This window comes from Saccharopolyspora sp. NPDC045839 (assembly GCF_056431645.1).
In genome coordinates, this window is sequence record NZ_JBWKKH010000001.1 from 559,189 (window position 1) to 572,181 (window position 12,993).

Below are 12,993 nucleotides of genomic sequence, written 5' to 3' on the forward strand. Positions count from 1 at the left end.
GAATCGTCGTTCAGCCACAGCCACCGGCGTGCCCCTGGTCACCGCCGAGGCCCGGGTCCAGCTCCGCGGCCGCAACGGGCACCGGCGCGGCGGCCGTGCCGGCCACCGACCGGACGAAGGCCGGCAGCCGGTCCACTCCCCAGAACTTGTTGAAGCGGTCCACGAAGAACGGGACCCCGAACACGCCGTCCTCGTCGATGTCGAGCAGCGCCGCGGTCCCCCGTCGACGCAGTTCCTCGTCGTCTACCGCGTTCGAGACGCGGTCCGGCGGCAGCCCGAGCTCGGCGGCGAGCTCCGCCATGGTGGCGCGGTCGCAGATGTCACGCCCTTCCTGCCAGCGGGCGCGATAGGCGCGGTCGACGAACTCCCGCCCCAGTCCCTCGTCCAGCGCGACGAAGTACGCCAGGTGCGGCACTTCCCACACCGGGTCGCGGTCGACCGGCCAGGTCGGTTCGAGACCGCGCTCGCGGGTGAGCCGGCGCACGTCCTGGAGGATGTAGAGGCTCTTGGCGCGGGACATCGCCACGTACGGGAAGCTGCCGCCCGCATCGGCCAGCATCCGCTCGCTGCGGACGTCCGGTTCCCAGAACGGTCGCCACTCGACCGCCGCCGCCACCTCGGGATACCGGTCCACCAGCTCCCGGTAGGCGAGCCAGGAATACGGGCTGCGCAACGAGAAGTAGCACCTGGGGACGCTGTTCTTCCTGGGCATGACGGGTTCTCCGCTCCTCGGCCGTCTCAGAGCCTGTTTGGTGAATGGTCTGGGTGGGTGGTCGCTCAGCGGAATCTGAGAGGTCCCCTGGACTGCGGGTGCCCCTCCTCGTGACGGGCTCTCAGATGACGATGCCGCCATCGATCTGCAGCACGCTGCCGGTCACGTACTCGGCGGACACCAGGTAGCCGACCATGTCGGCCACCTCTTCCGGTCGGCCGAACCGCCTCAGCGCGATGTTCGCCGCCGCGGCCGCGCGGGTGCTCCCGGACAGCCCGGCTGTCATGTCGGTCTCGATGAAGCCCGGCGCCACCACGTTCGCGCGGATGCCGTACTTCCCGACCTCCTTGGCGAGCGCCTTGGTGAAGCCGATGATCCCGGCCTTGGACGCCGAGTAGTTGGTCTGCGTGGCGTTGCCGTGGACCCCGGCCACCGACGAGATGTTGACGATGCAGCCCCGCTTGCGCTTCATCATCTCGAAGACGACGGAGCGGCAGACGTGGTAGGTGCCGTCGAGGTTGGTGTCCAGGACCTGGTGCCACTCCTCGTCCTTCATCAGCAGCAGCGGGTTGTCCCGGACGATGCCCGCCGAGGTCACCACGACGTCGATGGGCCCGAGTTCTTCCTGGGCATCGGCGACCAGCGCGCGCACCGCTTCGGCCCGCGACACGTCCGCCTGCTTGGCGACCACCCGCGCCCCCAGGTCGCCCGCTTCCTTCTCCAGCAGCGCAGCCGCTTCGGGGTTCGACGCGTAGCAGAACGCCACGTCGAACCCGTCCCGCGCCAACCGCAGCACGGTCGCCCTGCCGATCCCCCGCGATCCGCCCGTGACCAGGGCGACCCGCCTGTCCGTCTCCGTCATCCGCCCGTCCCCTCCGCTCCGGCCGCCGCCGCGCCGGTCAGTTCGGATGCCGGCCGCAGCGCCATCACCACCTGGTCGATCTCCATCACGACCTCGCCGCCGACCGCGCTCTCCCCTTCGAAGATCGCCGTGTCGGTGAACGTCCGCGCCAAGCGGACCCGGTGCTCCACGACGTCGCCGGGGCGGACCCGCCCGGTGCGGCGCACGCCGGCGATCCCGCCGAAGAGCATCACCGCGCCGGTGCGCACGTCGGGGTTCGGTTTCGCCCCCGCGATGAGCAATCCCGCCGCCTGGCACCAGGATTCGAGCAGCAGCACGCCCGGGTAGTCGTAGTCCCCGTCGTCGGCGTCGTCCGCGAGTTCCCGGTACCACGGCTCGTTGCAGGTGACCGCCTTCAGCGCGGTAAGCCGCTCGCCGGGGACGAGGTCGACGACCCGGTCGACGAGCAGCATCGGGTGGCGGTGCGGCAGGATCCGCTTGATCCCGGCGATTCCGCCGCCCTCCGCGGACGCCGCGCCCGCCTCCGCGAAGCTGATCCGGACCTGCGCGGCGGGCCCGCGCTCGGTGGCGACCGAGGCGGCACAGGTCCAGCCGGCATTGCGCCGCCGCCACCGGAGGTCCGCGGTCAGCGAATCGCCCGGGAAGACGGGGCTGGTGAAGCGGACCTTGTCGATGCCCGAGAGTTCCCACCGCTGCTGGGGTTCCGGGATGGCGGCCAGCGCGCCGCGGTGGACGAACTCGACGATGCTCACCCCGGGGAAGATCGGGAATCCCGGGTAGTGGCCGGCGAAAACGGGTTCGCCGGGCTCGATGACCATCGCGAGCTCCTGGCCCGCGACCTCGATCGCGCCCGCGATCGGGCTGCACGCCGCGCCCATCAGGCGGCCCCCAACTTGGCCGCGAGCAGGTCGTGGGTCTTCGGCAGGGACGTCAGGCCCTGCACCTCGGACTCGGTGAACTTCACCCCGTACTTCTTCTCCAGCACGACGATGACCTCCAACGCCAGCAGCGAATCGCCGCCGAGGTCCTCCACGAACTGGGCGTCGTCGGTCACGTCGGACACCTCGACGTCGAGCACCTCTGCGACGATGCGTCGCAGGTCCTCCAGGTCGATGGGCGTCGCGTCGGTGTCGGGCATCTGTGCATCCCTTTCGTGGCGGTACTGCGCTGCAGAGCCTGCTTCCGAACTCGTCCTGCGTAGCGGTGCGGGGAGCGGCCCCCCTGCGGGAGTTACAGCCGCCGTCCGGTCTGCGGGATCCCCGACTCGCGCAGGTCCACTACGGCCCGGATCGGGCGGGGTCGACCAGCTCCAGCAGGGCCGCTCCGACGACGCCGTTCGATTCCGCCGAGGTGATCAGGACCCTCCGGGCACCACCTGCCGCGCCGTCCTCCGCAAGTGCGAGAACAGCAGCGATCTGGAACGCCGCGGACGCCGCGGACGTGTCCCCAATGGACTCCGCGCACGGCACGCGCCGGGGCGTGGCGGTGCCGAGCACGTCCGCGATGGCCGCGCGTTCCTCCTCGCCGTCGGCGCCGGGTGCCTGCGAGTCGGCGATCGCCCAGATCTCCTCCGGCGCTACCCCGGACCGATCCAGCAGGCGGCGCAGGCCCGCCCCGAGGACCGGGCGGATCTCCCGCCCGTCCTTGGCGAATCCGAACTCCAGGCCGATGACTTCGGCGATGCCCGGCCTGCCGTTGTCCCGGGCCGTACCGGCGCGCTCCAGCAACCACACCGCGGCGCCCTCGCCCAGCACGTTGTCCCGGCGATCGGTGGCGTGCCATTCGAGCCAGGCGCGCGCGGTCGAGAACTCCTCGACCGCCCCGCACAGCAAGGTCTCCGCCCGGCCGGCTCGCTGCAGCCGCAGCGCGTACTGGAGGGCCAGCAGCCCGGTGGCCCGCCCGCCGGCGATGGTGGTGTTGGGGCCTTTGAGTTTGTGCCAGATGGCGGACTGACCGGCGGCGCAGTTCATCACCGTGTTCGGGAAGCGCGCCGGGTCGACCAGGTAGGGCCGCTCGCCGACCAGCGAGTCCCGGGTGAAGTCCATCATGCTCTGGGCGCTCCCGGTGCTGGTCCCCAGCGCCAGCCCGGTGTCCTCGCCAACGCCCGGCAGCCGCTCGCCGCCGGCGCCGTCCAGCAGCCGGCCGACCGCGGCGACGGCCAGCCCGCTCGCCCGGTCCATCGAGCGGGTGCCGCGCCTGCCCAGCACCGACCTGATGTCGAAGCCGGGCACCAGGCGCGCCTCCTCGAACGGCACTCGCCACTCGCCGCGGTCGAGGCGGCCCGTGGGCTTGCGTCCCGAGCGCAGCCCCGCGGCGAACTCGGCGCTGCCCAACCCGAAGGGGGAAATGGTGGACCACGCGGAGATGACCGGGTTGCCGACGGCGGTGGTGGGGCCCATTCGTGTTTCCTCCGGCTGTGACGGGCGGATCGGGGCGGGTTGGGCTCAGAAGAACCAGACCCGTTCGTAGTCGGGCCAGCGCGAAGCCGGCTCGTGCGCGGGAACGACGTGCACGCCGGGAACCAGGCGGTCCCGCGCGCTGGGACCGAGGACCGCCAGGTCCGGCTCCTCGACCCAGACCCCGACGCCGTCGCCGAGCAGCTGCCGCAGCGAGTGGCGGGGGTCGGGCAGCGAGTCGAGCACCCGGCCGGCGATGCGGATGGCGGGTTCGAAGTCGGTGTCCACCGCGTATCCCGCGGCCGGCCCGCGCAGCACGATGTCGACACCGCCGCTCTGGCGGTGCAGTTCGCGGACGAAGTAGAGGACGTCGGCGAACTGCGTCTCGACCGATCCCCGGTGGGCGCGCTCGATGATCATCAGGGTGCTTCTGCCCGCCACGCTCAGCACACCCCCATGGCCAGGACCTTGTCGGTCGCCTGCACGTGCTCCCAGAACCTGGCCGGCGGGCGCTTGCGCACCTCCGGGATCTGCTCGGCCGCGCCGCGGTCCGCGCAGCAGAAGCGGCAGACGTACCAGTCGAGCCGATCCGGGTGCGCGCTCAGCAGCTCGCGCACGAGCCGCGCCGTCGACGGGTGGTCGGCGTGCCGATCGGCGAAGTTGACCGGTTTGCTGTCGCCGAGGCTGACCCGGGTCAGGCCGGTGGCGTCGCCGCACGTCCAGACCTGCACGGCGGCGCCGCGGTCGAGCAGCGCATCCGCCAACCGGAACACGCTGGTCACCAGCTCGGTCTGGTGCGGCGTGCCGAGCACCTTCAGCAGCACGTCCGTGCGAGGAACCTCGAACACCATTTCAGTGCCACACCGCCCGCAGTCCCGTCTCCAGCAGTTTCCCGGCGACGTCGGCCATCTCCACGACCCGGGCGCCGGGGACCAGATCGTCGGCTCGCACGGCCCGCTGCCGCAGGGAGAACGAATCCACCCAGAGTTCGCCGCCGTTGCGCAGGAATCCGTCGATGCCCGGGAACGCATCCCGCACCGCGGCCGGCGCGGCGTTCTCGATGAGCAGGAGCGACACCGCGTCGCCGCCTTCGAGCAGCCGGACCGCGTCGCCGACGAACCGGTCGCACCCGACGCCCGCTTGGGGGCCGCCGCTCTCGATCAGCAAGTACTCGTGCATGGGTCTCCGTTCCCGCGCCGCCTGGGCCCGTCAACCGCCCAGTGCGCGCACCACGCGCTCGTCGAAGTTGACCAGCCGCCAGTCGCTGCGGCTCTCGATCAGGGCGTAGCCGTGGGTGATCCGCCCGGTGGCGGTCTGCACGAGCCGGCCGTCGCGGACGACGTAGCAGTCCATCCGCGAGGTGTAGGTGAAGTCCTTGAAGATGCCCTCGACGGTGTAGATGGTGTAGAGGTCCTCCTCCATCAGGGCCTCGTCGAGGATCTGGATGTTCGAGTGCGGGACGACCGGGATCCACCGCCGGTCGGCCAGCAGCTCGCGGATGGAGATGCCGCGGTCGGCGAGGAACAGATCGACGACCTCCTCCATCTGCCGCAGGTAGCCCGACATCTGCAGCCGCTCGGTGAAGTGGCAGTACGGGTAGGGGATGCGCCACTTCCAGCCGAAGGCGTTCTCCCCGGCGGTGAGCCGCTCCAGCACCGGGTCGCCGCCGGTGGTCCCGCGCCCCTGCTGGAGCGTGGTGTTGCCGGCGGGCTCGACGGTCGCGGTGGGGCGCGCGGCGGGCAGGTGCGCGCCGAGCTTGGGCACGACGAAACCGGCCAGTTCCGCGGGTGGTTCGCCTGCGGCGGGCAGGTAGTCGGTGGGGCGCAACGAAACCTTGACCTTGGCGACCACCGCCTTGGTCGGTTGCCCGGCGCGCTCCAGGCTCAGCGTGACGCGGAAGCCCAGCACCGGATCGCCCGGCTTCGTGACCGAGACGACCTCCGCATCGGCGAGGTCGTCCAGGTGCAGCGCGTGCAGGATGCGGGTGTCCAGGTCGACGATGTCCAGCCCCAGGCCGTAAGCCTCGAACAGGCCTCGGGCGCCCAGGCCCGCGCTGCGGAAGTGCTCCAGCACGGCCTCCTCGACGAGGTAGTTGACGTGCTTGAAGCCGATCCACGTGCAGATGTTGGAGCCCTCGTAGCGGGGCCGCAGCGCCACGTGGGTGGTGTTGGCGAACAAGGACTTCGTCAGTACCGGCTCGGTGTCGGCGGTCATCGGTTGCGCTCCATGCTGGGTGACGGGCTCCTGGCGGTGATCAGAGCCCTGTTGGTGGCTGGTCTGGGGTGGGTGGTCGCTTAGCGGAACCTGAGAGCTTCCCTGGACTGTGGGTGCCCCTCCTTATGTATGTCCAATACGCGGCGGAGGGGCCGTCCTCGCCAGGAAACCTCTCAGAACCCGCCGGTGGTCGTCTTGGCGAGGGTGGATGCAAGCGGCTGCGCCGCTTCCAAAAGCGCGGACGGCATTCGCCGACAGACGATCAGGCCGACAGGGTGCGGAGGAACGTGTTTGCCAGGTCGGCGAACGACTCCGCCGACGCGACCATCGGGAAGTGCTCGCTGCCCGGGAGGATGTGCACCGAAGCGTCCGGCAGCGCCTTGCCGAGGGCTTCCGAGTCGGCGGGGAACGCGATGGAATCCGACTCGCCGCCGACGACGAGGAACGGCATCAGCAGCCGTTCGGTACGCACCTCCGGCATCCGCAGGTAGGTGTCGAGGAACCGGATCCAGCCGTAGGGCCCGATGAGGTCGCGCACCTTCACCGCGATGGCCAGCCGCTGCTCGGGCGAGAGGCGTCTGCTGCCCGGCCGCACGCGCATGCCCGCGGCCAGGATCTGGTCGAAGTTGTGCAGGTAGTAGCCGATCGAATCCCAGTCGAAGTCCTCCGGTTCGGCGCGGTAGAGCGGCGAGACGAGGACGACGCCGCGCAGTTCCCGGCCCCCGACCGCGATCCGGCCGCTGGGCCCGGTGTCCTGCCCGTCGAGCCAGCTGAGCACGGCGTTGGTCCCGAAGGAATGCGCGATGACCACGTCCGGACCGCCCGGGAGTCGGGCGACCGCCTGGCCGATCCACTCCTCGACCGGCTGCGATGTCCACCCGGCGATTCCCGTGCCGCGCCAGGGCAGTTCGGCGACCCAGAGCTCGCACCTGGGGTCGGCCAGCGCGACGAACGCGTCCCAGATCGCGGCGTTGCTGCACAGCCCGTGCACCAGGAGGACGCGAATCGGGTCGTCGGGCACCTCCGCCTTCCTGGCGCATCGCACCGCTACCGGTTCTCGGCCGCCGAGAAGGGCTACCTGGCTCGGCGAAGCCGACGTGTCAGCACTCATCGCTCCCCTTTCCCCGCTGACCGCAACACCATTCCGGCGACCCCGTCGGCCGCGTCGTCGCCCGCGGTGACCAGCGCGGAACCGGCGCCACCGGTGCCGAGCCAGCCGATCGCGGCGGCGCACTGCAGCACGCCGAGCGCGCCGGAAGCGAGCCCGAAGGCACCCGTGACGTCGTGGCGCGGTGTTCCCGGGGTGACCTCGGGCCGTTCGGCGGCGTCCGGGGTGAACCAGATGCCGGGCGGGCCTTCGCCGGCGAGCACCCGGTCGACGCACGCGATGACGCTGCCTTCCCGGCTGTACTGCCCGAGTTCGGCGACCGCCCGCGCACCGCGCGCCCGTGCCGCCTCGCTGCTTTCCACCATCAGCGCGACCGCGCCGTCCAGCAGGTCGACCTCGCCGGTGAGGGCCTCGACCACGTGGTTGCGCGTCTCCACCCCGACGACGAGAGCACGCTCGCACCGGCCGGCGGCGACCAGCGCCGCACCCCAGTGCACGGCGTCCAGGCCGCCGGTCGGACCGTTGCAGAGCATCAGGTTCGGGCCGCGCAGGCCGAACTTCATGGCGACCGACGACGCGACGACGTTGCTCGAAGCGTTGGGCAGGGCCATCGGGCTGATCCGATCAGTGGACTCCTCGGCGATGGCCGACGCGATCTCGCAGACGGTGTCCAGGTTGCCCAGGTTCGAGCTCGCCACGACGGCGACCGATTCACCGGCGACGGTCAACTCGCCGTCCGCCGGGCGCAAGCCGGCGTCGGTCAGCACCTCCGCCGCCGCGCACAAGGCGAGCTGCGAGGCGCGATCCTTGTAGCGCAGCCCGCGGCGCCCGATCCGGGACCCGGGGTCGACCGGCTCGCCGCGCTGCCCGTCGGTGCGCAGCAGCGCCGCGAGGTCTTCAGCGCCGGGCAGTGCCAGGCCGACACCCGTCATGACGATCCGCATCAGCCGTCCATCCCTTCCACGACGGCGACCGCGTTGACACCGCCGAAACCGAAGGCGTTGACCTGGGCCAGCCTGAGGTCCGGGTACCGGCGACGGTCGCGGACGAACCGGAAGCGCTCGGCATCGGCCGTCGGGTCGGTCAGGCCGGTGGCGGGCGGGATCCGGCCGGATGCCAGCGCCAGCACGGCGACGATCAGGCTCAGCAGCCCCGACCCGCCCGAGGTGTGGCCGGTCATCGACTTCAGCGCCGTCAGCAGCGGCAGCTCGACGTCGACGCCGAAGACCTCGCTGAGCGCGGTCGCCTCCGCCTCGTCGTTGAGCGGGGTTCCCGTGCCGTGCAACAGGATCAGGTCGATGTCACGCGCCTTGATGCCGGCCAGCTCGTGCGCCGCGCGAATGGCTCCGGCGATGCTGTGCGCGTCCGGTGCGGTCGCGTGGCCCGCGTCGCAGTTCATGCTCGCGGCGCGCAGCCGGCCGCTGGCCCCGGCCAGTGCCGCGGGGTCGTCCCGGCGCAGCACCACGGCCGCCGCCCCGTCGCCCATGAGCGTGCCCCTGCGGGCCTGGTCGAACGGCCGCACTCGGTCCGGTGGATCGAGCTGGACCCGGTCGAGCAGCCCGAACATGCTTTCCGTGACGGTGTCCACGCCGGCGACGACGACGGTGTCGGCGAGCCCGGCGGCGATCATGTCGCTGCCCATCGCCAACGTGTGCAGGGAAGCCGAGCAGGCGTTGGAGAACGTGTAGGTCCGGGCGGCTCCGAAGCGTTCCCGCAGCGCCGTGCCGAAGTGCAGCCGGTCGAGGTCGAACTCCGCGCCGTCGCGCCACTTCAGCTCGACGGACCGCAGTTCGCGCAGCCCGGTTCCGACGAGCACGGGAACGTCGGAGAGGTCTTCGCCGAGACCGGCGTCCCGCAACGCCTCGGCAACCGCTCGCAGCAGCCAGTCCGTGGCGCGCGACGGCACGTCACCCCCCGACGCCGGGCGGTCATCGATCTCGTAGGCGTTCTTGGCGCGGAACTTGTCGCTGTCGAAGCCGCGCAGCGGCGCCAGCCCGCTGCGGCCCGCGCAGAGCGCGTCGAAGACCTCGTCCGCGGTGTTCCCGACGCTCGCCACCGCTCCGGTGCCGGTGATCAGGCAGCTCATCGGGAACGCCTCTTGTGCGCGCAAAGCCTTGTCACACCCGCTCCTCTTCGTACTTGCCGTAGATCACGACGGCGTTGTTCCCGCCGAACGCGAGCCCGTTGTTCTGCACGATCCGCGGTTGCGCCTCGACCGCCTCGTTGGGCACGCAGTCGACGCCGCACTCCGGGTCGGTCTCGACGTGGTTGATCGTCGGCGGGATGAAGTTCTCGGTGATCGCGAGCACGCAGGCGATCGAGGCGAGCGCGCTCGCAGCGCCCATGGTGTGGCCGAGCATCGATTTGATGGAGATCGTGCGCGGCGCGGTGTCCGCACCGAACACCCGCCGGATCGCCGAGGCCTCGGTGACGTCGTTGGCCCTGGTCCCGGTGCCGTGCGCGGAGATGAAGTCGACCTCGCCCGGCTTGACGCCCGCGTCGTCGAGCGCGAGCCGCATGCACCTGGCCACGCTGTCCTCGTTCGGCGCGACCGGGTGGAACGCATCGCAGTTGAGCCCGAACCCCAGCACCTCGGCGTGGATGCGGGCCCCGCGGGCCAGGGCGGACTCCAGGCTCTCCAGCACGAGGACGCCCGCGCCCTCTCCGGTGAGGATCCCCTTGCGGTCCTTGTCGAAGGGCTGGCACCGCTCCGGGGCGATGGTCCCGATGCGGTAGAATCCGGTGAACGTCTTGCGGCACAAGGCATCCGCGCCGCCGCAGAGGGCGAAGTCCACGTCGCCGGCCCGGATGGCGTCAAAGCCGTAGCCGATGGCGTAGTTCCCGGCGGCACACGCCGTCGGGAGGGTCACCGCCTCGACATCGCGCAGCCCGAACTCGTCGGCGACCGCGGTCGAGAGCCGGCCAGCCGGGACTCGCGCGGCCACGGCCGGGTCCATGTCCCCCGGCCCGGACCGCAGCTCGGTCTCGACCAGCTGATCCAGGTCGCGGGCCTCGCCGTCGGTCGTGCCGATCACGCTCAGGCAGCGCCGCTCGCGCAGGGCCTCTTCGCCGAGCCCGGCGTCGTCGACGGCCATGCGGGCCGCGGCGACCGAGAACTGGCTCGCCCTGCCGAGGCCGTCGGGCGCGATGTTGCGAATCCACCGCTGCGGTTCGAAATCGTCGATCTCACATCCCAGGGAGTGCTCGTACCCGCTGGTGTCGAACGCGCTTATCGGTTTGACCGCGCTGTCGCCCGCGCGCAGCCCTGCCAGGAAGTCCGGCACCCCGATCCCGATGCTGGAAACCGCACCGATACCGGTGATGACAACGCGATGGGTCGCGGCGTCGCGCATGGTTTCCTCGCCTCCTAGGCGTCATTGCGTGGGCGTTCGGCAGGAGATTTCCAAACCGGGGAGGAGGATCCCGGCGATCCGGGCACCGCCGGACCGGCTACTTTTCGGCCGCCTCGACGAATACGGAGTACACGCCGTCGAGGTTCACCATCCGCCCCAGTTCGGACTGGTCGATGACGACGCCGAACTTCTTCTCCAGGGCCGCGAGGATCTCGATCGCGCGCAGGGAGTCCGCGTCGTGCTCCTCCTTGAAGAGGCTCACGTCCGTCAGCTCGTCGGGATCGATCTCCAGGATGTCGCAGACGATGTCCTTGATCTCTTCCTTGCGTTCTTCCAAAAGCGCAGCCATAACGCCCCTTCCGCACCAACTCGTGGTTCGCGACCTCCGCGCGAGCGTGGCTCGACGCTATTGCCGGCCCCGATCGAACAACAAGGCCTGCGGCCACAAGCTGCCACCGGCCGTCGGCGGCGCGCCGCCGAACCACCTGATTGGCAACCAACTGTCACTCGATTCCCTGGTGCACAAGCGGAAACCTGCGATCATCGCGCCGTCACGACGCGGGCAGCAAGCCGATCTCGGCGGCCCGCACGCCGGCTTGGAAGCGCGAGTTCGCCCCCAACAACTCCACGATTTCGGCGACGTAGCGCCGGTACGTCCGGACCGACACGTCGAGTTCCCGCGCGGCCACCTCATCGGTGTGGCCGTCGTAGAGCATCTTCAACACCCGCTGCGCGAACTCGGTGTGCGCCCGGCCGCCGAAGTCGACGGGGTTCGCCACGGGACGCGCATTGCGCCAGACATCGGCGAAGAGGTCCTGCAGCGCACGGATCACCGGCGCAGCGCGGACGACGACTGCCTGCCCGTCCCACGTCGCGTCCGAACGCACCAGCGCGGCCCGCCCGTCGACGACGACGGCCTCCAGCGAACTGATCCGACCGAACCGGGCCTCGAACGGCGCCCGCTGCTCGTCACCGGCCCGCAAGAGCGAAAGATCGAGAACCGCGGGGGCGCAGAGCAATCTGACCCGCACCTGGTCGCCCGCGAAGCGGGCCAGGTTGCGCAGCACCGAACGCGCCGACATGCGCCACTCCGCGTTCGAGGCGAGCACCACTTCGACGTTGTTCCGCGCCCGGCCGACCAGGTTCGCCATCGCCTCCAGCGCCGCGTCGACGTCCCGGCCCACGACCCGGAACGCCGGGTCCGATGCGGACTTCTCGCGATGCTCGGCGACTGTGGCCCCAATGAGCGCACGCACTTCCAGCAACGCCTGCTCGATCCCATCCGCCAGGTGCCCGAACGCCGCCTGCTCGCAGGCACGCCCGCGCGCCGCCTGGTCCCCGACCATCGAATGCTCCACCTCGTTCGCCTCTCCGCACACCCAACCCGAGATGTTCACGAATCCTGCGCCGGACCCCGCGCGTCCAGCAGGCCCGCTTCGACCGCCAGGGCACCGGCCTGGAACCTCGATTTGGCCCCGAGTTCCTGCATGATGCAGGCCACCTGGCGGCGGTAGGTCCGCAGCGAGATGCCGAGCTTCTGCGCCGACTGGCTGTCGGTGTGCCCGGCCCGCAGGTGCTCCAAGATCCGCCGCACCGGCTCCACGCTCCGGCGTTCGAGGGGAAGCAGGTGGTCCGGCAGCGGCCTGCCGGTCTCCCAGGAGGCGGCGAACAGCGACTCCAATGCCCGGGCCACCGCGGGCAGGCGGATGATCGACGCCTGCCGGTCCGCGGCTCCCGCATTCGACCGCAGCACCGCGAGCCGGCCGTCCACCAGGACGAAACCCGGCAGGGGACTCCGGGAGAGCTTGATCTCGCATTCCGGCCGACGCATCATCTCCCTCGCGCGGTCCACTCGCAAAGCTTGCGGAGCGCTCAGCACCCGGACGCCCACCGCCGCACCGATTCCTGTTGTCCGGCAGAGGAGTTCCGCATCGGAGGGAAGTGAGACCGCGATGGACACGGATCTCTCGGCCCGCGCTACCATCTTCTCCACCGTGCACCGCAGGTCCTCGTCGAGCCCGACCATCACGAAGGAGCTCTGCGACGATCTCCGGCGGTGTTCGTGCACCGCGATCTCGATCAGCTCGTTCGCCCGCAGCAGCGAGCGTTCCAGCCCGTCGTCGACAGCGTCGACGTCGTCGCCAGGGCCCCGCCGCGCCCCGGCGGCTATCTCGCGCAGGCCTCCTACCGAACCTTCAGAAGCGAAAGCCAACTCGAACACCGTTCAACTCCTGGACCATCCAAGTCGCATTCGATCAGCACGAACTGCCAACAAGCCCACCCGACCTTCCCGCGAGCAGCAGGAAGGAACCGCTTCGCCGAACGGCGAAACCACGGAACCGAAAGAG

16 protein-coding genes are annotated in these 12,993 nt (G+C 70.8%); all 16 read right to left on the reverse strand.

Annotation, left to right across the window (positions count from 1 at the left end; all coding sequences use genetic code 11):
- Positions 1 to 10 precede the first annotated feature (10 nt).
- Entirely contained in the window at positions 11 to 712 is a 702-nt protein-coding gene (locus tag AC07EQ_RS02160) for a DsbA family protein (RefSeq protein ID WP_478386102.1), read from the reverse strand.
- 121 nt (positions 713 to 833) lie between these two features.
- Positions 834 to 1,574: a 3-oxoacyl-[acyl-carrier-protein] reductase gene (gene fabG, locus AC07EQ_RS02165; RefSeq protein ID WP_478386103.1), complete on the reverse strand. Its 741-nt coding sequence runs from the start codon at positions 1,572 to 1,574 to the stop codon at positions 834 to 836.
- The gene (locus AC07EQ_RS02170; protein WP_478386104.1) at positions 1,571 to 2,452 is read right to left on the reverse strand and encodes an ApeI family dehydratase; all 882 of its coding nucleotides are present in this window, start codon (positions 2,450 to 2,452) and stop codon (positions 1,571 to 1,573) included. The genes fabG and AC07EQ_RS02170 overlap by 4 nt, the downstream gene beginning before the upstream one ends.
- Entirely contained in the window at positions 2,452 to 2,712 is a 261-nt protein-coding gene (locus AC07EQ_RS02175) for an acyl carrier protein (RefSeq protein ID WP_478386105.1), read from the reverse strand. Before AC07EQ_RS02175 ends, AC07EQ_RS02170 begins: the two co-directional genes overlap by 1 nt.
- 139 nt (positions 2,713 to 2,851) lie before the next feature.
- Positions 2,852 to 3,973 (reverse strand): beta-ketoacyl synthase N-terminal-like domain-containing protein, encoded by a 1,122-nt coding sequence (locus AC07EQ_RS02180; protein WP_478386106.1) that lies wholly within the window; start codon positions 3,971 to 3,973, stop codon positions 2,852 to 2,854.
- A gap of 45 nt (positions 3,974 to 4,018) precedes the next feature.
- Positions 4,019 to 4,411 (reverse strand): hypothetical protein, encoded by a 393-nt coding sequence (locus tag AC07EQ_RS02185; protein ID WP_478386107.1) that lies wholly within the window; start codon positions 4,409 to 4,411, stop codon positions 4,019 to 4,021.
- Between the two features lie 2 nt (positions 4,412 to 4,413).
- Positions 4,414 to 4,821 (reverse strand): hypothetical protein, encoded by a 408-nt coding sequence (locus AC07EQ_RS02190; RefSeq protein WP_478386108.1) that lies wholly within the window; start codon positions 4,819 to 4,821, stop codon positions 4,414 to 4,416.
- Between the two features lies 1 nt (position 4,822).
- A complete protein-coding gene (locus AC07EQ_RS02195; protein ID WP_478386109.1) occupies positions 4,823 to 5,149 on the reverse strand; it encodes a hypothetical protein in 327 nt (108 codons plus the stop codon).
- 30 nt (positions 5,150 to 5,179) lie between these two features.
- On the reverse strand, positions 5,180 to 6,184 hold the full coding sequence (locus AC07EQ_RS02200; protein WP_478386110.1) for an acyl-CoA thioesterase family protein: 1,005 nt from the start codon (positions 6,182 to 6,184) through the stop codon (positions 5,180 to 5,182).
- Positions 6,185 to 6,446: 262 nt separating this feature from the next.
- Entirely contained in the window at positions 6,447 to 7,205 is a 759-nt protein-coding gene (locus AC07EQ_RS02205; protein ID WP_478386111.1) for an alpha/beta fold hydrolase, read from the reverse strand.
- A gap of 86 nt (positions 7,206 to 7,291) precedes the next feature.
- A complete protein-coding gene (locus AC07EQ_RS02210; RefSeq protein WP_478386112.1) occupies positions 7,292 to 8,236 on the reverse strand; it encodes a beta-ketoacyl synthase N-terminal-like domain-containing protein in 945 nt (314 codons plus the stop codon).
- Positions 8,236 to 9,378: a beta-ketoacyl-[acyl-carrier-protein] synthase family protein gene (locus tag AC07EQ_RS02215; protein WP_478386113.1), complete on the reverse strand. Its 1,143-nt coding sequence runs from the start codon at positions 9,376 to 9,378 to the stop codon at positions 8,236 to 8,238. The genes AC07EQ_RS02210 and AC07EQ_RS02215 overlap by 1 nt, the downstream gene beginning before the upstream one ends.
- Before the next feature lie 31 nt (positions 9,379 to 9,409).
- Positions 9,410 to 10,645, reverse strand: coding sequence for a beta-ketoacyl-[acyl-carrier-protein] synthase family protein (locus AC07EQ_RS02220; protein WP_478386114.1), 1,236 nt, complete (start codon positions 10,643 to 10,645; stop codon positions 9,410 to 9,412).
- Between the two features lie 97 nt (positions 10,646 to 10,742).
- Positions 10,743 to 10,994 (reverse strand): acyl carrier protein, encoded by a 252-nt coding sequence (locus AC07EQ_RS02225; protein ID WP_452613059.1) that lies wholly within the window; start codon positions 10,992 to 10,994, stop codon positions 10,743 to 10,745.
- Positions 10,995 to 11,196: 202 nt separating this feature from the next.
- Positions 11,197 to 11,991, reverse strand: a complete 795-nt coding sequence (locus AC07EQ_RS02230; protein ID WP_478386115.1) for a hypothetical protein — start codon at positions 11,989 to 11,991, stop codon at positions 11,197 to 11,199.
- Between the two features lie 47 nt (positions 11,992 to 12,038).
- A complete protein-coding gene (locus AC07EQ_RS02235) occupies positions 12,039 to 12,866 on the reverse strand; it encodes a helix-turn-helix transcriptional regulator (protein ID WP_478386116.1) in 828 nt (275 codons plus the stop codon).
- Positions 12,867 to 12,993 lie beyond the last annotated feature (127 nt).